This window comes from Neisseria sp. P0021.S005 (assembly GCF_051956955.1).
Map to the genome: position 1 here is coordinate 1 of NZ_JBQCWY010000035.1, position 15,847 is coordinate 15,847.

At 47.6% G+C, this 15,847-nt stretch carries 17 protein-coding genes and 1 pseudogene; 16 read left to right on the plus strand and 2 right to left on the minus strand.

Annotated features, from left to right (window positions below; all coding sequences use genetic code 11):
* Both ACTHUE_RS03765 and ACTHUE_RS03770 read left to right on the plus strand, forming a co-directional pair.
* On the plus strand, window positions 1–674 hold a 674-nt coding region (locus ACTHUE_RS03765), incomplete at its 5' end, for a redoxin family protein (protein ID WP_440423041.1).
* Window positions 675–926: 252 nt separating this feature from the next.
* Entirely contained in the window at window positions 927–2,333 is a 1,407-nt protein-coding gene (locus ACTHUE_RS03770) for a dihydrolipoyl dehydrogenase (RefSeq protein WP_004520137.1), read from the plus strand.
* A 79-nt stretch (window positions 2,334–2,412) separates the two neighbouring features.
* Here ACTHUE_RS03770 and ACTHUE_RS03775 read toward each other — a convergent pair whose 3' ends face one another.
* The gene (locus tag ACTHUE_RS03775) at window positions 2,413–3,543 is read right to left on the minus strand and encodes a PilT/PilU family type 4a pilus ATPase (RefSeq protein ID WP_004520139.1); all 1,131 of its coding nucleotides are present in this window, start codon (window positions 3,541–3,543) and stop codon (window positions 2,413–2,415) included.
* A 204-nt stretch (window positions 3,544–3,747) separates the two neighbouring features.
* Here ACTHUE_RS03775 and ACTHUE_RS03780 point away from each other — a divergent pair, with 204 nt between their 5' ends.
* The 3 genes from ACTHUE_RS03780 to lepB all read left to right on the plus strand — a co-directional run bounded on the left by ACTHUE_RS03780 (window position 3,748) and on the right by lepB (window position 7,394).
* Entirely contained in the window at window positions 3,748–4,449 is a 702-nt protein-coding gene (locus ACTHUE_RS03780; RefSeq protein ID WP_049336499.1) for a 5'-methylthioadenosine/adenosylhomocysteine nucleosidase, read from the plus strand.
* A 132-nt stretch (window positions 4,450–4,581) separates the two neighbouring features.
* Window positions 4,582–6,375 carry a translation elongation factor 4 gene (lepA, locus tag ACTHUE_RS03785; protein WP_049336500.1) on the plus strand — a complete coding sequence of 598 codons (1,794 nt, stop codon included), beginning with the start codon at window positions 4,582–4,584 and terminating at the stop codon, window positions 6,373–6,375.
* The gene (gene lepB / locus ACTHUE_RS03790; RefSeq protein WP_049336502.1) at window positions 6,375–7,394 is read left to right on the plus strand and encodes a signal peptidase I; all 1,020 of its coding nucleotides are present in this window, start codon (window positions 6,375–6,377) and stop codon (window positions 7,392–7,394) included. The genes lepA and lepB overlap by 1 nt, the downstream gene beginning before the upstream one ends.
* A gap of 53 nt (window positions 7,395–7,447) precedes the next feature.
* On the opposite strand, the gene ACTHUE_RS03795 is transcribed toward lepB, so the two are convergent.
* Window positions 7,448–8,326: a DMT family transporter gene (locus ACTHUE_RS03795; protein WP_049336504.1), complete on the minus strand. Its 879-nt coding sequence runs from the start codon at window positions 8,324–8,326 to the stop codon at window positions 7,448–7,450.
* A gap of 238 nt (window positions 8,327–8,564) precedes the next feature.
* Here ACTHUE_RS03795 and ACTHUE_RS03800 point away from each other — a divergent pair, with 238 nt between their 5' ends.
* The 11 genes and pseudogenes from ACTHUE_RS03800 to ACTHUE_RS03850 form a co-directional block, all read left to right on the plus strand.
* Window positions 8,565–9,104, plus strand: coding sequence for a gamma carbonic anhydrase family protein (locus ACTHUE_RS03800; RefSeq protein WP_049336505.1), 540 nt, complete (start codon window positions 8,565–8,567; stop codon window positions 9,102–9,104).
* Between the two features lie 14 nt (window positions 9,105–9,118).
* Window positions 9,119–9,718 carry a Maf family protein gene (locus ACTHUE_RS03805; protein WP_049336507.1) on the plus strand — a complete coding sequence of 200 codons (600 nt, stop codon included), beginning with the start codon at window positions 9,119–9,121 and terminating at the stop codon, window positions 9,716–9,718.
* Window positions 9,719–9,806: 88 nt separating this feature from the next.
* On the plus strand, window positions 9,807–10,586 hold the full coding sequence (gene rsmA, locus ACTHUE_RS03810) for a 16S rRNA (adenine(1518)-N(6)/adenine(1519)-N(6))-dimethyltransferase RsmA (protein ID WP_004520146.1): 780 nt from the start codon (window positions 9,807–9,809) through the stop codon (window positions 10,584–10,586).
* Between the two features lie 7 nt (window positions 10,587–10,593).
* Window positions 10,594–10,917 (plus strand): hypothetical protein, encoded by a 324-nt coding sequence (locus ACTHUE_RS03815; protein WP_004520147.1) that lies wholly within the window; start codon window positions 10,594–10,596, stop codon window positions 10,915–10,917.
* Complete coding sequence (locus tag ACTHUE_RS03820; RefSeq protein ID WP_003747231.1) at window positions 10,917–11,645, plus strand: amino acid ABC transporter ATP-binding protein; 729 nt, start codon at window positions 10,917–10,919, stop codon at window positions 11,643–11,645. The genes ACTHUE_RS03815 and ACTHUE_RS03820 overlap by 1 nt, the downstream gene beginning before the upstream one ends.
* Window positions 11,646–11,708: 63 nt before the next feature.
* Complete coding sequence (locus ACTHUE_RS03825) at window positions 11,709–12,068, plus strand: hypothetical protein (RefSeq protein ID WP_003747228.1); 360 nt, start codon at window positions 11,709–11,711, stop codon at window positions 12,066–12,068.
* A gap of 4 nt (window positions 12,069–12,072) precedes the next feature.
* On the plus strand, window positions 12,073–12,525 hold the full coding sequence (locus ACTHUE_RS03830) for a protein YgfX (protein WP_039862251.1): 453 nt from the start codon (window positions 12,073–12,075) through the stop codon (window positions 12,523–12,525).
* Between the two features lie 38 nt (window positions 12,526–12,563).
* Window positions 12,564–13,847 (plus strand): bifunctional tetrahydrofolate synthase/dihydrofolate synthase, encoded by a 1,284-nt coding sequence (gene folC / locus ACTHUE_RS03835; RefSeq protein ID WP_004520149.1) that lies wholly within the window; start codon window positions 12,564–12,566, stop codon window positions 13,845–13,847.
* A 13-nt stretch (window positions 13,848–13,860) separates the two neighbouring features.
* On the plus strand, window positions 13,861–15,006 hold the full coding sequence (gene ftsN, locus ACTHUE_RS03840) for a cell division protein FtsN (protein ID WP_049336513.1): 1,146 nt from the start codon (window positions 13,861–13,863) through the stop codon (window positions 15,004–15,006).
* Window positions 14,999–15,532, plus strand: coding sequence for a CvpA family protein (locus ACTHUE_RS03845; RefSeq protein WP_049336514.1), 534 nt, complete (start codon window positions 14,999–15,001; stop codon window positions 15,530–15,532). Before ftsN ends, ACTHUE_RS03845 begins: the two co-directional genes overlap by 8 nt.
* Window positions 15,533–15,684: 152 nt before the next feature.
* Window positions 15,685–15,847 (plus strand): annotated as a pseudogene (locus tag ACTHUE_RS03850) (amidophosphoribosyltransferase); the annotation flags it as partial.

Consider the following 15,847-nt stretch of genomic DNA (forward strand, 5'->3'; position numbering starts at 1 on the left):
ACACTTGGAAAGATGTTTCTACTGATGATTTGTTCAAAGGCAAAAAAGTAGTCGTGTTCTCTCTGCCTGGCGCATTTACTCCAACTTGCTCTTCTTCTCACCTGCCACGCTACAACGAATTGTTTGGTGCGTTCAAAGAAAACGGTGTTGACGCAATCTACTGCGTATCTGTAAACGACACTTTCGTAATGAACGCTTGGGCTGCTGAAGAAGAAGCCGACAACATCTACATGATCCCTGATGGCAACGGTGAATTCACTGAAGGCATGGGCATGTTGGTTGACAAAGAAGACTTGGGCTTCGGTAAACGCTCTTGGCGTTATTCCATGCTGGTTAACGACGGCGTGGTTGAAAAAATGTTTATCGAACCTGAAGAACCAGGTGATCCTTTCAAAGTGTCTGACGCTGACACTATGTTGAAATACATTGCTCCTGACTGGAAAGCTCAAGAGTCTGTTGCCATCTTCACCAAACCTGGCTGCCAATTCTGTGCTAAAGCTAAAAAAGCTCTGCAAGACAAAGGCTTGTCTTACGAAGAAATCGTATTGGGCAAAGATGCAACTGTTACTTCCGTACGCGCTATTACCGGCAAGATGACTGCTCCTCAAGTATTCATCGGCGGTAAATACATCGGCGGTAGCGAAGACTTGGAAGCTTACTTGGCTAAAAACTAATCGCCTGTATGCTTGAGACGGTTTAAACAGGCCGTCTGAAAGATAAAATATAGAGTTATTCAGACGGCGTTTACAATTCGGCGTTCTGAATAACTCTATATTCGCAAGTAGAATTTGAGATTATTGTTTTAAATCGATATTTAGGTATTGGCTATTGATTTTTAAATTTTGATAGTTTGTGAAGTTTAGGCCGTCTGAAAACGGATAACCTGATGGCAATATCGGTTTGGATATAGACAGTAAGGATAAAATATGAAAAAGATTCAAGCAGATGTGGTAGTACTGGGTGGCGGTACAGCCGGTATGGGCGCATTTCGCAATGCCCGACTTCATACAGACAATGTTTACCTGATTGAAAATAATGTGTTCGGCACGACCTGCGCGCGCGTGGGCTGTATGCCTTCTAAACTCTTGATTGCCGCAGCAGAAGCGCGCCATCATGCTTTGCATACCGATCCGTTTGGCGTGCATTTGGATAAAGACAGCGTAACGGTAAACGGCGAAGAAGTCATGCACCGCGTGAAGTCCGAACGCGACCGTTTTGTCGGTTTTGTAGTCAGCGATGTAGAAGAGTGGCCTGCCGACAAGCGTATTATGGGTACGGCAAAATTTGTTGATGAACACACCGTCCAAATCGATGACCATACGCAAATCACTGCAAAAAGTTTTGTGATTGCCACCGGCTCACGCCCTGTGATTTTCCCGCAATGGGAAGTTTTGGGCGATCGCTTGATTGTGAACGATGATGTTTTCTCTTGGGATACCCTGCCTAAGAGTGTGGCCGTATTCGGCCCCGGCGTAATCGGCTTAGAGTTGGGTCAGGCTTTGCACCGTTTGGGCGTAAAAGTTGAAATTTTTGGCGTGGCAGGTGCTATTGGCGGTATTTCCGACCCTGTTGTCGCTGAAGAAGCCAAAACTGTTTTTGGTGAAGAGTTGACTTTGCATTTGGATGCCAAAACCGAAGTCAAATTGGACGCAGAAGGCAATGTTGAAGTTCATTGGGAACAAGATGGCGAAAAAGGCGTGTTCCATGCCGAATATGCTTTGGCTGCCGCCGGCCGTCGTCCGAACGTGGATAATATCGGTTTGGAAAATATCAATATCGAAAAAGACACGCGCGGCGTGCCCGTTGCTGATCCGCTGACCATGCAAACCAGCATTCCTCATATCTTTATCGCAGGCGATGCGTCCAACCAACTGCCTCTGCTGCACGAAGCTGCCGACCAAGGCAAAATTGCCGGTCATAATGCCGCTATTTTCCCGAATATTGAGGGCGGTTTGCGCCGTAGCGTAATCGGCGTGGTATTTACCAGTCCGCAAATTGCCACTATCGGTTTGAAATACGCGCAAGTTGCAGCGAAATATCAACCTGACGAGTTTGTCATCGGCGAAGTTTCCTTCCGAAACCAAGGCCGAAGCCGCGTTATGTTGGTAAACAAAGGCCATATGCGTTTGTATGCTGAGAAAGCAACCGGCCGTTTCATTGGTGCGGAAGTTGTCGGCCCTGCTGCCGAACATTTGGCACACTTGATGGCTTGGGCGCATCAAATGAAGATGACGATTCCGCAAATGCTGGATATGCCGTTCTACCATCCGGTTATCGAGGAAGGTTTGCGCACTGCATTGCGTGATGCCGATGCAAAATTGAAACAGGCTTGATTATTTGATGGAATAAAGGCCGTCTGAAACTCATAGTAAGGTTTCAGACGGCCTTTTCTATGCTTTGAAGCTTTTACTTTTAAATCAATTCTAAATCTGGACCGGCATTTTGCGCACGACGGCTTCGTAATTGAATGTCTAGGCGCAAATCGTGGGCGGAGTCGGCATTTTTAATGGCGTCTTGATAGCTGATATCGCCGTTTTCATACAAATCATATAAGGCTTGGTCAAAAGTAATCATGCCCATGCCAGTTGATTTTTTCATCATTTCTTTGATGTTGTGGACTTCGCCTTTTCGAATCAAGTCGGCAATAATGGGCGAATTGAGCAAAACCTCGACAGCCGCTACGCGTCCCCGTCCGCCTTCACGGGGAATCAGGCGTTGCGAAATAAAGGCTTGCAGGTTGAGCGATAAATCGGTTAGCAACTGGTTACGGCGCTCTTCGGGGAAGAAGTTGATGATGCGGTCCAGCGCTTGGTTGGTACTGTTGGCGTGCAGTGTCGCCATACACAAATGGCCGGTTTCCGCGAAGGAAATGGCGTAGTCCATGGTCTCGCGGTCTCGGATTTCACCAATCAGGATAACATCCGGCGCTTGGCGCAGGGTATTTTTCAATGCAATCGGCCAATTTTCTGTATCTACACCGATTTCACGTTGGGTGATGATGCAGTTTTTGTGTTGGTGGATAAACTCAATCGGGTCTTCGATGGTAATAATGTGGTCGAAGCTGTTTTCGTTTCGATAGTCGATAAGGGAGGCGAGGGAAGTGGACTTGCCCGAACCTGTACCGCCGACAAAAATAACCAAACCGCGTTTTCTGAGGGCGATGTCTTTCAGAATCGGTGGCAGATTGAGCGTTTCAAATTTAGGGATATTGCTGGTAATGGAGCGGAACACTAATGCAGTTGCGCCGCGTTGAACCATTGCATTGACACGGAAGCGGCTGGTATCGGGCAGGCTGATGGCGAAGTTGCATTCGTTGGTGGAAGAAAATTCTTCGATTTGTTTGGAAGACATAATCGAAAAAGCGATTTCCATACATTTTTCAGCACTCAGCGGCTCATCGCTCAGTCGTGTGATTTTGCCATCCACTTTCATGGCAGGCGGGAAATTGGTGGTAATGAAAAGGTCGGAGCCTTTGTATTTGTTCATATGGCGTAGCCAAGCGAACAATTCTTCTTTTGCGCCCGGAGTATTTTCGTCAAACATAAGAATTTAGATATTTAAAATAGAGTTATTTTATTGAGAATAATTATAACAGAAGCAATCATTATTTGCTGTTTTGCCCGCTAGAGCGGCAATCTGTTTTAAATTGAGTGTCGTGTTGGGAATATAGCAGATTTTTCAGTATCCCTGTGATTTTAAATTCTGCTGTTATAATGTTGCTCGATTAGTGAATGGAAAGGTAACGAGATGTCAGTACAAACAATTGCCGTGGTCGGCGCAATGGAACAGGAAATCGAGCTTTTGCGTGAAAGTATGGCCAATGTCAAGCATGTGTCCTTCGGTAAATTCTCGGCATATGAAGGCGAATTGACTGGAAAACGCATGGTATTGGTTTTGAGTGGTATCGGTAAGGTCAATGCAGCGGTTTCTACTTCTTGGGTCATTCATCAGTTTGCACCGGATTGCGTCATCAATACCGGCAGTGCAGGCGGTTTGGGTAAAGGTCTGAAGGTTGGCGATGTGGTTATCGGCGAAACTGTGGCGCATCATGATGTTGACGTAACGGCTTTTGGTTATGTTTGGGGACAAGTACCGCAACTTCCTGCTGTGTTTGTATCGGATTCAAACCTGATTCGTCAAGCAGAAAAGGCAGCGCAAGTGTTTGAAGGTGCGGCCGTAACGCAAGGCCTGATTGTCAGTGGCGACCGTTTTGTACACAGCAGCGAAGGTGTTGCGGAAATTCGCAGTCATTTTCCTGACGTAAAAGCAGTTGAAATGGAAGCTGCGGCGATTGCGCAAACCTGTCACCAGTTGGAAGTGCCGTTTGTGATTATTCGTGCCGTATCCGATTCGGCAGATGAGAAAGCGGACATTAGCTTTGAAGAGTTTTTGAAAACGGCTGCCGTCAGCTCGGCGAAGATGGTGACCGAGATTGTCAAATCGCTATAAAATCATGCAAAAGCGTTGAATTTCCGTTAGAATACGGAACGATTCAACCTTATTCTAAGGCCGTCTGAAAACCGAATCCCTGTTTTTTCAGACGGCCTTTCAGCCTTTAATTGCATTTATCTTAATAACAATATGAAAAACATACGGAATTTCTCCATTATTGCCCACATCGACCACGGCAAATCTACGCTTGCTGACCGTTTTATCCAATACTGTGGCGGTTTGGATTTGCGCGAAATGAGTACGCAGGTGCTCGATTCCATGGACATCGAAAAAGAGCGCGGCATTACCATTAAAGCGCAAACCGCCGCGCTCAACTATAAAGCACGCGATGGGCAGGTGTATCAGCTCAACCTGATTGATACTCCGGGACACGTCGACTTCTCTTACGAAGTATCCCGTTCGCTGTCGGCTTGCGAAGGTGCGCTTTTGGTGGTCGATGCGTCTCAAGGTGTAGAAGCGCAAACCGTGGCGAACTGCTATACCGCGATTGATTTGGGCGTGGAAGTTGTGCCTGTTTTGAACAAAATCGACTTACCTGCAGCAGAACCCGATCGCGTGGAGCAGGAAATTGAAGACATCATCGGCATTGATGCCGTTGGTGCGGTGCAATGTTCTGCAAAAAGCGGCATTGGTGTGGAAGATGTTTTGGAAGAGATCGTTGCCAAAATCCCTGCGCCGACTGGTGATGAAAATGCGCCGTTGCAAGCGGTTATTGTCGATTCGTGGTTTGACAATTACGTCGGCGTAGTTATGTTGATTCGTGTGAAAAATGGCACCATCAAGCTGAAAGACAAAGTGCGCTTTATGAGCACTAAGGCGGAAACTCAGGTTGAGCAGCTGGGTGTATTCACGCCGAAATCGGTTCAAAAACAAGAACTCAAAGCCGGCGAAGTAGGCTTTTTGATTACCGGCGTAAAAGAATTGGGTCAGGCGAAAGTCGGCGATACGGTGACTTTGGTTGCCAACCCTGCCTCTGAGCCGCTGCCCGGCTTCCAAGAAGTACAAAGCCAAGTATTTGCGGGCCTCTATCCTGTGGAAAGCCACGACTACGAAGCCTTGCGTGACGCTTTGGAAAAATTGCAGCTGAACGATGCTTCGTTGAAATTTGAGCCTGAGGTTTCCCAAGCATTGGGCTTCGGTTTCCGTTGCGGCTTCTTGGGTCTGTTGCATTTGGAAATCGTGCAGGAACGTTTGGAGCGCGAGTTCGACATGGACTTGATTACCACTGCGCCAACGGTGGTTTATGAAGTCGTGTTGAAAAACGGCGAGAAAATCGAAGTTGAAAACCCGTCCAAACTGCCTGAAATCAGCACCATCGAAACTATTCTTGAGCCGATTATCACTGCGACCATTCTTGTGCCGCAGGAGTATGTCGGCAACGTCATGACTTTGTGTAACCAAAAGCGTGGTGTTCAGGTCAATATGCAATACATGGGCCGTCAAGTCATGCTGACTTATGATTTGCCGATGAACGAAGTCGTAATGGATTTCTTTGACAAGCTTAAATCGACTTCGCGCGGTTATGCTTCGTTGGACTACCATTTCAAAGAGTTCCAACCGTCTGATTTGATTAAGCTCGACATTATGGTCAACGGCGAAAAAGTCGATGCCTTGAGCCTGATTGTGCACCGTCAAAGCGCCGTTCACCGCGGTCGAGAGCTGGCATCAAAAATGCGCGAACTGATTCCGCGCCAAATGTTCGACATCGCCGTCCAAGCCGCCATCGGCAGCCAGATTATCGCCCGCGAAAACGTCAAAGCCCTGCGTAAAAACGTTTTGGCGAAATGTTACGGCGGCGATATTACGCGTAAGAAAAAACTTCTTGAAAAACAAAAAGCAGGTAAGCGCCGCATGAAACAAGTGGGCAATGTGGAAATCCCGCAAAGCGCATTCTTGGCGATTCTGCAAGTGAGTGATAAATAATGAGTATAAATCTGACTTTAGGCGCAATCGTTGTACTGCTGGCCGGCTTGGTCCTCAACTTCAAAAGCAGCAAAGAGCGTCAGGAAAACGGCGAATGGAGCTCCGGCTTGCAATGGAGTTATCTCTTGTGCATGGTCGGCGTATTCGGAATTTTGTCCGAATTTATGAGCTTTACCGCCGTATTGCTGGTGTTTGTCGTGTTCACCGGTATTGTTTGGGCAATCCATAAAGGCCGTCTGAAAAAAAGCGAAACCGGCGAAGACAATGCACATTTTACCGACTACATGGGCGGCTTTTTTCCTATCATCTTGGTTATCTTTGTATTGCGTAGCTTTATTGCTGAGCCGTTCCAAATTCCGTCCAGTTCCATGCGTCCGGGCTTGGTCAAAGGCGATTTTATCTTGGTAAACAAATTTTCTTACGGTATCCGCCTGCCGATTTTGAATAAGGTCATTATCCCTGTCGGCAATATTGCCCGAGGCGATGTCGTGGTGTTCAATTACCCACTTCAGCCTGAGATGAATTACATCAAACGTATCGTCGGTATTCCGGGTGATGTTGTGGAATATCGTGATAAGGTTTTGACTGTTAACGGTGAAATTATTCCCGAAAAACCAAACGGCAATTATCAATACGCAGATGATACCGATCCGTCTATGATTCATACGCTTGAGCGTTTTCAGACGGCCTTGAACGGCAAAAACTTTGATGTGGTCAAAGAAGCCGGTCAGCCTTCCGTATCCATTGCCGTATTGAACAAATACACCTCCGAAGTAATGCCTGAAAGCAATTACTCGCTTGAAACGAGCGGTTTGGAAAATTGTGAGTACGCAGAAGACGGCAATGGCTTTATTTGTAAAGTTCCCGAAGGCCGTTATTTCGCGATGGGCGACAACCGCGACAACAGCGCCGATTCTCGTTACTGGGGATTTGTCGATGACAAGTTGATTGTCGGTAAAGCCTTCTTTGTTTGGATGAACTTTGGCGAACTCAGCCGTATCGGTACCAGTATTAAATAAGCAATAACAGATGAAAAGGCCGTCTGAAATTTTTCAGACGGCCTTTTTGGTATCTATTTTTTGTCTTTTAACGAACCTAAATAAATCGCCAATAAAGTCAAAGTAGCGCCGCTCCATTGGACGGCGTTAATCGGTTTATCTAGCCAGAAATAATCGATCAACATGGCGGCAACTGGTTCGGAGAGCAGTAGTAGGCCGGTCAGTGACAAGGATAAAAGCGGGATGGCGTAAGCAATCAATGCCCAAGCAAAGCATTGCATAACGATGCCGTAGATGGAGACTAGAATCACATCGTTTAAAGTTTTGGGGTAAAGATGGGCGGCATCGAATAGCAGAGATGGGATGACCAGCGCCATTGCGCCGCCAAAGCTTAAAATCATCATCAGTGGAAACAAACCGACTTTTTCCTGTTCATGGGTTTTGCGTACGAAAACCATAGACAGGGCCAGCATAGCACCGGACACTACGCCGCTGACAAATCCCCATGCGGCATTGTTGTTATGACCGAATTCTGGGCTGCCGATTAAGGCTACGCCTATGGTAGCCAATATCAAACTTAAAATTTGCAGGGCGCTTAGACGTTCCGAATAAAAGAAGAAGCCGATGGCGGCTAAAAAGAAAATCTGCAGGCTGTTGAGCAAGGTGGAAATGCCGGGGCCTACGGCGTGAATGCTTTCATGCCACAGAGCGAGGTCGAATGCGAGGAAAACGCCGGATAAGACTGCGTAGCCAACTGTTTTTCTTTTCGTGGGCATTTTTTGTCTGAAAAAACGCCCGAGCAGGAAGAATATAGGGGCGGCGATCAGCAAGCGCCAGAATGCGATGGCGTAAGAGCCGACATCGACAAATTTGACGATCAAACTGCCCAAGCCGAAGACGACGCAGCCGACGACTAGCAGGGGCGCTGCATAATTTCCTGAACGTGTGTTCATCGGCTTCTCCAAGAATTAAATGAAGACGATTATTCCATAAAAGACAGATGAGGCGTTAATGATAAATAGTGGTAAGCCAAGATAAAGGGTTTATGATGAAAGGCCGTCTGAAAACTGTTTCAGACGGCCTTTTGATGATTTTCTGGCTTGATTTCGTATTGTTGTAGTATAAAATCGTTTTACGCCGTGTTTTCAGACGGCCTGATCAGTTTTGGTTTTGAGAAAAGGATTATTGGAAATGGCAAACCCTATTCGTGCGTTTTTGGATTATGTGCCGTCGGTTGATGAGTCTTGTTTTGTAGATGAGACTTCGGTAGTGATTGGCGAAGTGTCGCTGGCGGAAGATGTATCGATTTGGCCTTATGCTGTATTGCGCGGCGATGTGAACAGTATCTCTATCGGTAAGCGCAGCAATGTGCAGGATGGCAGCGTTTTGCATGTGTCGCATAAGAATGCGGCGAAGCCTGACGGTTCGCCCCTGATTATCGGCGATGATGTGACGATTGGGCATAAGGTCATGCTGCATGGCTGCCGAATTGGAAATCGTGTTTTGGTGGGCATGGGTTCAATTATTTTGGACGATACGGTTGTCGAAGATGATGTGATGATAGGCGCGGGCAGTTTGGTGCCGCCGCGCAAGCGATTGGAAAGCGGTTTTTTATACGTCGGCTCGCCTGTGAGACAAGTGCGTCCGCTGACGGATGAGGAAAAGGCATTTTTGACGTATTCGGCTGCGCATTATGTCCGCCTGTTCGGACAGCATAAAATTTCAAAATAAGGAAGTTCAATACAATGAACGCAATTTATCTGGCCTCGGGCAGTCCGCGCCGTCGTGAGATTTTGGAGAATTTAGGTTTCACGGTACGCCGCCTTCCTGCGGATATTGATGAAACCCCCAAAGAAGGCGAAGCCGCAGTAGAGTATGTGCGCCGTATGGCCTGCGAGAAAAATCAGGTAGCGGTAGCGCAATGGTTTACTGCTCATGATCAAGAGCCTGAGTTTGCTGTATTAACGGCGGATACGACGGTGGCGGATGGTGCGGCTATTTTGGGTAAACCGGAATCCGAGGCGGATGCGGTCGATATGCTGGAACGCTTGTCCGGACGGACGCATCAAGTGCTGACGGCTGTATGCGTTTACTGGCGAGGCGTGCGCCATGATGTGGTGCAGACGAGCGAAGTGCGCTTTAAAACGTTGACGGCTGAGGAGATTGCAGCCTATGTTGCCAGCGGCGAGCCGATGGACAAAGCCGGTGCGTATGGGATTCAGGGCTTGGGCGGCGTATTTGTCGAGCATTTGCAGGGCAGTTTTACCGGCGTGATGGGTTTGCCGGTTTATGAGACCGCGCAACTACTGAAATCTTTGGGTTTGGAAGCGCCGCCGTTTGCTTAAAATTAGGCAAATGCCGTCTGAAAGCGTGCCGACAAAAACGCCTGTTTCAGTTACAATACTGCCTTAAACAGCTTGCTTGAAGAAAGATATGAAAGAACATAAGGCCCGGAAACGCTTCGGGCAGAATTTTTTGCAGGATACGCGGATTATTAGCGATATTGTCAATGCGGTCAGACCGCAGCCCGATGATATCGTGATTGAAATCGGCCCGGGCTTGGCAGCCATTACCGAGCCTTTGGCGAAAAAACTCAACCGCCTGCATGTTTGCGAAATCGACCGCGACATCGTACGCCGTCTGAAAACCTTGCCGTTTGCAGACAAATTGGTGATACACGAAGGCGATGTATTACAGTTTGATTTTAACAGCATTGAAGGCAAGAAAAAAATTGTCGGCAACCTGCCGTACAATATTTCCACGCCGCTTTTGTTCCGATTGAGCGAAGTGGCAGACGATGTGATCGATATGCACTTTATGCTGCAAAAAGAAGTGGTCGAACGCATGGTGGCGCAGCCGAAAACCAACGACTATGGCCGTCTGGGCGTAATGCTGCAATATTTCTTCGATATGGAAATGTTGATTGAAGTACCGCCTGAATCCTTTGATCCTGCGCCGAAAGTAGATTCGGCCGTCGTGCGCATGATTCCGGTGAAACACCGCATTGGTAAAGCGGAAGATTTTGAACATTTTGCCAAACTGGTGAAACTGGCTTTCCATCAACGCCGCAAAACCATACGCAATAATTTGAAGGAACTTGCCGGCGATGATGATTTGCAGGCAGTCGGCATCAATCCGCAGGACAGGGCAGAACACATTGCCGCTGAAAAATATGTGGCATTGAGCAATTATCTGGTTCAAAAGGCCGTCTGAAACAGTGATGGCAATTTTTAAGCAACCTCCTATTCAATGGGGGTTTCTAGGTAATTCATATTTGTGGCGCAAGTTGGCGCAGTATTTTTCCGGTAAGGATATGCCGCCTGAGCGGCACCGTTTTGAAGCGGCAATTATCGGCGCAGTTTGGGTATTGACCGGGCATCGTCTCGATAGGGAAGAGCAATTTAAAGTCAATCGGTACAATCAAGGTGGAACCTCCGACGGCATAGTCAGCTGCCGTTTTTGGCTTGAAACGGCCATTCCTTTGCTTTGGCAGCGGCAAGCGAAACTTAAGCCCCGAAAATTTTGGCAGTTTGGAAAGAAATAATGATTAAATTCAAAAATGTACACAAACATTTTAAAGATTTGCACGTTATCAACGGCGTGAATCTGGAAGTCAAACAAGGCGAAGTGGTCGTTGTATGCGGTCCTTCGGGCAGTGGCAAATCGACGCTGATTCGTACGGTAAACCAACTCGAGCGCATTGAAAGCGGCGAGATTTGGGTGGACGGCATCAATGTTGCCGATCCGAAAACCGATTTGAACAAAGTGCGCGAAGAAGTGGGCTTTGTGTTCCAAGGGTTCAATCTGTATCCGCATTTGACTGTCTTGGAAAATATTATTCTTTCTCCGATGAAAGTGAAAAACCAAAGCCGTGAAGAGGCGGAAAAGAAAGCGATGGAGCTTTTGGAACGTGTCGGCTTGGCGCATAAAAAAGACGCGCTGCCCGGCCAGCTTTCCGGCGGTCAGCAACAGCGTGTGGCGATTGCACGCGGTTTGGCGATGGAGCCGCGCGTGATGTTGTTTGACGAGCCGACTTCCGCACTTGATCCTGAAATGGTCGGCGAAGTATTGAAAGTGATGAAAGACTTGGCGGAAAGCGGCATGACCATGATGTGTGTGACCCATGAGATGGGTTTTGCGCGCGAAGTCGCCGACCGTGTGATTTTTGTCGATAAAGGCCAGATTCTGGAAGATGAAACGCCGGAAGAATTTTTTACCAATCCGAAACACGAGCGTGCCAAACAATTCCTGCAACAGGTGATGACACATTAAACTCGGGCCGTCTGAAATTTCAGACGGCATGATCGGTTTGAATGATTTTGAAAGTTGAAAATAATGTATTTTGTTGACCGTACTGCTGTTGTGCTGAAGCCGACCGCCCGTTTTTTGGAATGGCTGAAATCCGCCGATGAAAATATGCCCGACCTGACCGTCGAGCAACTGCGCACCAACTGCTCAGTATTCCTTGTGCCGCAATTTGACGAACCCGAATCCGTCATTTCCTATTTTGACGAACGCTACCAGCAGATTTTTGAAGCCGAATTGGCAGGCTGGGACATTGATAAAAGCAAATGGCCGCAAGACATGAGCTTGAAGGCTTTTTGGGAATTTTTCGATACCGAAATCCACGATATGGTTTTGGATATGGAAGAGGCGGAATTGAACATTACGCCTGTTTTCGACAATATGATGTAAAGCCGTGAGAAGTTTTCAGACGGCCTTAAAGCCCTCGCGTTCTTTGAAAATTCTGATTGTTTCCTTACACCTTTCGGCGTTGGCCTTATGCCTTGTCGAGTTTTACGGCTGGATGATGTGGCTGGGTTTGGCGGCATTGGCCGGCAGTTTTGCCTATGCTTGGCGCAGCGTTAATTTTCAGACTCAAAATGCGGTCAGAAAAATCATCATCGACCGCCAATACCGTGCGACGGTTTATTTGAATAACGAGGCAGAGGGAAGAAGTGCGGTTTTGCAAGACAGCAGTATGTTGACGGTTTATGCTTTGTTTTTGCAATGGAATGTTGACGGGAAAATAGTCAAACACTGCATCTTGCCCGATATGGCCGACCGCGATGCCTACCGCCGTCTGAAAGTGTGGGCGCGCTGGTGCCGTGAAAAAGAAGACAAAGCAGAACTTGCGGCAGATATAGATTAAACGGCCGTTTCAGACGGCCTTTTGAAGCGATAAATACAATGAAAACATTACAAGACTGGCTTTCTCATTTGGAGACTGCCCATAGTTCCGGCCTTATCGATATGGGTTTGGAACGCGTGGGAGAAGTGAAAAAACGCATGAATTTGGTGCCGCAATGTCCTGTCGTCGTGGTGGCGGGTACAAATGGCAAAGGCTCTGTATGCGCCTATTTGTCGCATATTTATAAAGAAGCCGGTTTTAAAGTCGGTACGCTGACCAGTCCGCACCTTCTGCGTTACAACGAACGAATCGCCATCAATACTCAGCCGGTTTCAGATGAATTGATTATTTCCTCATTTGAGCGTATCGAAGCGGCACGCGGCGAAATTTCGCTGACGTATTTTGAGTTTAATGCTTTGGCTGCCGTCGATATTTTCATGCGTGAAAATGTGGACGTAATGATTTTGGAAGTCGGTTTGGGCGGACGATTGGATGCTGTGAATGTATTTGACGGCGACTGCTCGGTCGTTACCAGCGTGGATTTGGACCATCAGGCATTTTTGGGCGATACCGTTGAGCAGGTCGGTTTTGAAAAAGCCGGAGTGTTCCGTGGTGGCAAACCAGCTGTGTGCGGTCAGAATCCTGCGCCTGAATCATTGGTCAAACACGCAGAAGAAATTGGCGCAAAACTGTTGATGGTTCAGCGAGATTTTGATTTTGCATCAATGGAAAGCGTACAGTGGAACTACCGCTTCCATCCGCAATCTTCAGACGGCCAAAGCCGTAACCGCAATTCCTTGCCGTTTCCTGCTTTGCGCGGTGCCTATCAGTTGTCCAATGCCGCGTGTGCATTGACGGTGTTGGAGTGTTTGAACGAACAATTGCCGGTTGATATCGGCGCGATTAAACGCGGTTTGCTGTTGGTTGAGAATCCTGGACGTTTCCAAGTTTTGCCCGGCCGTCCGCTGGTGGTTTTGGATGTCGGCCACAATCCGCACGCAGCCCGTGCTTTGCGCCGCAGTCTGATTAACCTTGCCTTTGCCCAAAAACGTACTGCTGTATTCAGTATGTTGTCCGACAAAGATATTGATGGCGTGCTGGAAATCGTTAAAGATCAGTTTGACGAGTGGAACATCGCGCCTTTAGATGTACCGCGCGGCATGACGATAGAGGCTTTGCAGGCCAAACTGGCTGAACACGGCATCGACAATGTAAATGTTTTTGAAACTGTCGCTGCTGCCTACCGCGCTGCTTTGGCTAAAGCAACCGAAAATGATAGAATCGTTGTTTTCGGCTCATTCCATACTGTTGCCGATGTAATGGCTGTTTTGAAAGAACACTAACGAGGAAATTATCATGTCCGACAATAAACAAAAAGAAACTCCAAACGGATACGATTTAGACGGTTACGAACAACTCAAACGTCGCAACCGCCGTCGCTTGGTCTTAGCCTCCGGCTTGGTGGTGGCATCGGGTATGCTGTTCGGTCTGGCACTGACTTCCGGCGACGATAAAAATTCACCGTTTAAAGAAGCACCTGTCGGTCAGAGCCAAGTCAAAACGGCTGATGAGCCGAGCAAGGCCGTTGTTTTAGAGCCGAATAAAGAGGATGTTGCGATGGCTGAAGAAGCAGCCCGCCATGCGGATGCCGAAGCGCAAAGCAAACCTCAAAATGCCGGCGACGAAGAAGACAATGCGCCGGTTGAAGTATTGAAGCCAAACCGTGAGTCTGCTCCCGAAGATGTCGGCGAGCCGTTGGTTTTGATTAATGATACTTTGGATGACGGCAATATTAAAGGTTTGGAAGAGTCTGAGCGTATTCAACGAGCTGAGGCCGCCAAACGCGAAGCTGCGGAGCGCCGAGCCGAAGAACGCCGCCAACGCCAGGCAGAACAACGTGCTGCGGCACGCAAGGCACAAGCCCAACAGGAAGCGGATGAAAAAGAAAACGCATTGGCTGCTAAAAAACGTGCACTTCAAGCGCGTGCTGAAAAAGCAGAGCGTGAAGCTGCTGCTGAACGCAATAAATTAGCACAATTGGAAAAAGCAGAGAAAGCCATTGCCGAGCGTAAATCTGCCAAAAACAGCAAAGACAGCGTAAAAGACAAGGCCGAACCTACTAAGAAAGCAGAAGCCAAAGTTGAAAAACCAAAAAATGAGAAGGCTAAACCAGAAACGGCCAAAGCAGAAAAAGCCGATAAGGTAAAAACTGCCGAGAAGCCGTCTGAAAAAGCCAAACCTAAAGCTGAAAAAGAAAAAGCAGAAGCCAAGCCTGCTAAAAAAGCCGCTATTCAGGCTGGTTATGCTGAAAAAGAACGCGCGCAGAGCCTGCAACGTAAAATGAAAGCCGCAGGTATCGATTCGACCATTACTGAAGTGATGACCGATAAAGGTAAGGTGTATCGCGTGAAATCAGCCAGTTATAAAAATGCACGCGATGCAGAGCGCGATTTGAACAAATTGCGTGTACATGGCATTGCCGGTCAGGTGACCAGTGAGTAATTTGCCTGTTGCCGATTTATTGGCGGCCGCCGTCATCGTCATCTGCATCATTATTTCGTTGACACGGGGTATTATTGCCGAAGCAGGAGCGATGGTGGCCTGGGTGGTATCGTTTATTGCAGCCAGAACGCTCGCCGTGCCGTTTGCCGATGTGGTCTTTAAATCGGTTGAGCCGCATTCCTTGGCGGTTGCCATGGGTTTTGCCGCTGTGTTTTTTCTGGCATGGCTGTTGCAGAAACTGGCACGATCGCTGTTGAGCAGTTTGATGTCTGCCGTTGGTTTAGGAAGCATCAACCGTTTGCTTGGCGGCGTATTCGGTGCTGTGAAAGGTGTGATTTTGGTGACACTGGCAGTGATGGTTTTTTCACACACTGATTTGCCGAAAACGGAAGAGTGGCAAAGTTCGCACACAATTCCGTATTTTGAATCACTTGCAGATGCTGCGATGCCTTATCTGCCTGGAAAAGATGCCGCAATGCCGCATCTTTCGGGTAAAGCAGCTGAAGTTGAAGAATTGGATGATTGAGTTTGACGGATTCAGACGGTCTATGGGCCGTCTGAATCCGTTTTTATTTGCGTAAATTTAGCATCATATTGTTAACAATTTGAGCAAACTCATCTAAATTATTTTATAATGACAGCTTACCCATTTAATCTTCAAACTCGGAGAAGCACGATATGTGTGGTGTATTAGGTTTGGTTAGTCATGAGCCGGTCAATCAGATGTTGTATGATGGTTTGCAGATGTTGCAACACCGTGGTCAGGACGCAGCAGGTATTGTTACTGCCGAAGGCAATATATTTCATATGCACAAGGGCAAAGGCATGGTGCGCGAAGTGT

Excerpts from the sequence above, each read along its gene's own strand:
- ACTHUE_RS03800 (WP_049336505.1), top strand. The coding sequence starts at position 8,565 with ATGGCAAACCCTATTCGTGCGTTTTTGGATTATGTGCCGTCGGTTGAT.
- ACTHUE_RS03795 (WP_049336504.1), bottom strand. The coding sequence starts at position 8,326 with ATGAACACACGTTCAGGAAATTATGCAGCGCCCCTGCTAGTCGTCGGC.
- lepA (WP_049336500.1), top strand. The coding sequence starts at position 4,582 with ATGAAAAACATACGGAATTTCTCCATTATTGCCCACATCGACCACGGC.
- ACTHUE_RS03820 (WP_003747231.1), top strand. The coding sequence starts at position 10,917 with ATGATTAAATTCAAAAATGTACACAAACATTTTAAAGATTTGCACGTT.
- ACTHUE_RS03780 (WP_049336499.1), top strand. The coding sequence starts at position 3,748 with ATGTCAGTACAAACAATTGCCGTGGTCGGCGCAATGGAACAGGAAATC.
- rsmA (WP_004520146.1), top strand. The coding sequence starts at position 9,807 with ATGAAAGAACATAAGGCCCGGAAACGCTTCGGGCAGAATTTTTTGCAG.
- folC (WP_004520149.1), top strand. The coding sequence starts at position 12,564 with ATGAAAACATTACAAGACTGGCTTTCTCATTTGGAGACTGCCCATAGT.
- ACTHUE_RS03815 (WP_004520147.1), top strand. The coding sequence starts at position 10,594 with ATGGCAATTTTTAAGCAACCTCCTATTCAATGGGGGTTTCTAGGTAAT.
- lepB (WP_049336502.1), top strand. The coding sequence starts at position 6,375 with ATGAGTATAAATCTGACTTTAGGCGCAATCGTTGTACTGCTGGCCGGC.
- ACTHUE_RS03775 (WP_004520139.1), bottom strand. The coding sequence starts at position 3,543 with ATGTTTGACGAAAATACTCCGGGCGCAAAAGAAGAATTGTTCGCTTGG.
- ftsN (WP_049336513.1), top strand. The coding sequence starts at position 13,861 with ATGTCCGACAATAAACAAAAAGAAACTCCAAACGGATACGATTTAGAC.
- ACTHUE_RS03805 (WP_049336507.1), top strand. The coding sequence starts at position 9,119 with ATGAACGCAATTTATCTGGCCTCGGGCAGTCCGCGCCGTCGTGAGATT.
- ACTHUE_RS03825 (WP_003747228.1), top strand. The coding sequence starts at position 11,709 with ATGTATTTTGTTGACCGTACTGCTGTTGTGCTGAAGCCGACCGCCCGT.
- ACTHUE_RS03770 (WP_004520137.1), top strand. The coding sequence starts at position 927 with ATGAAAAAGATTCAAGCAGATGTGGTAGTACTGGGTGGCGGTACAGCC.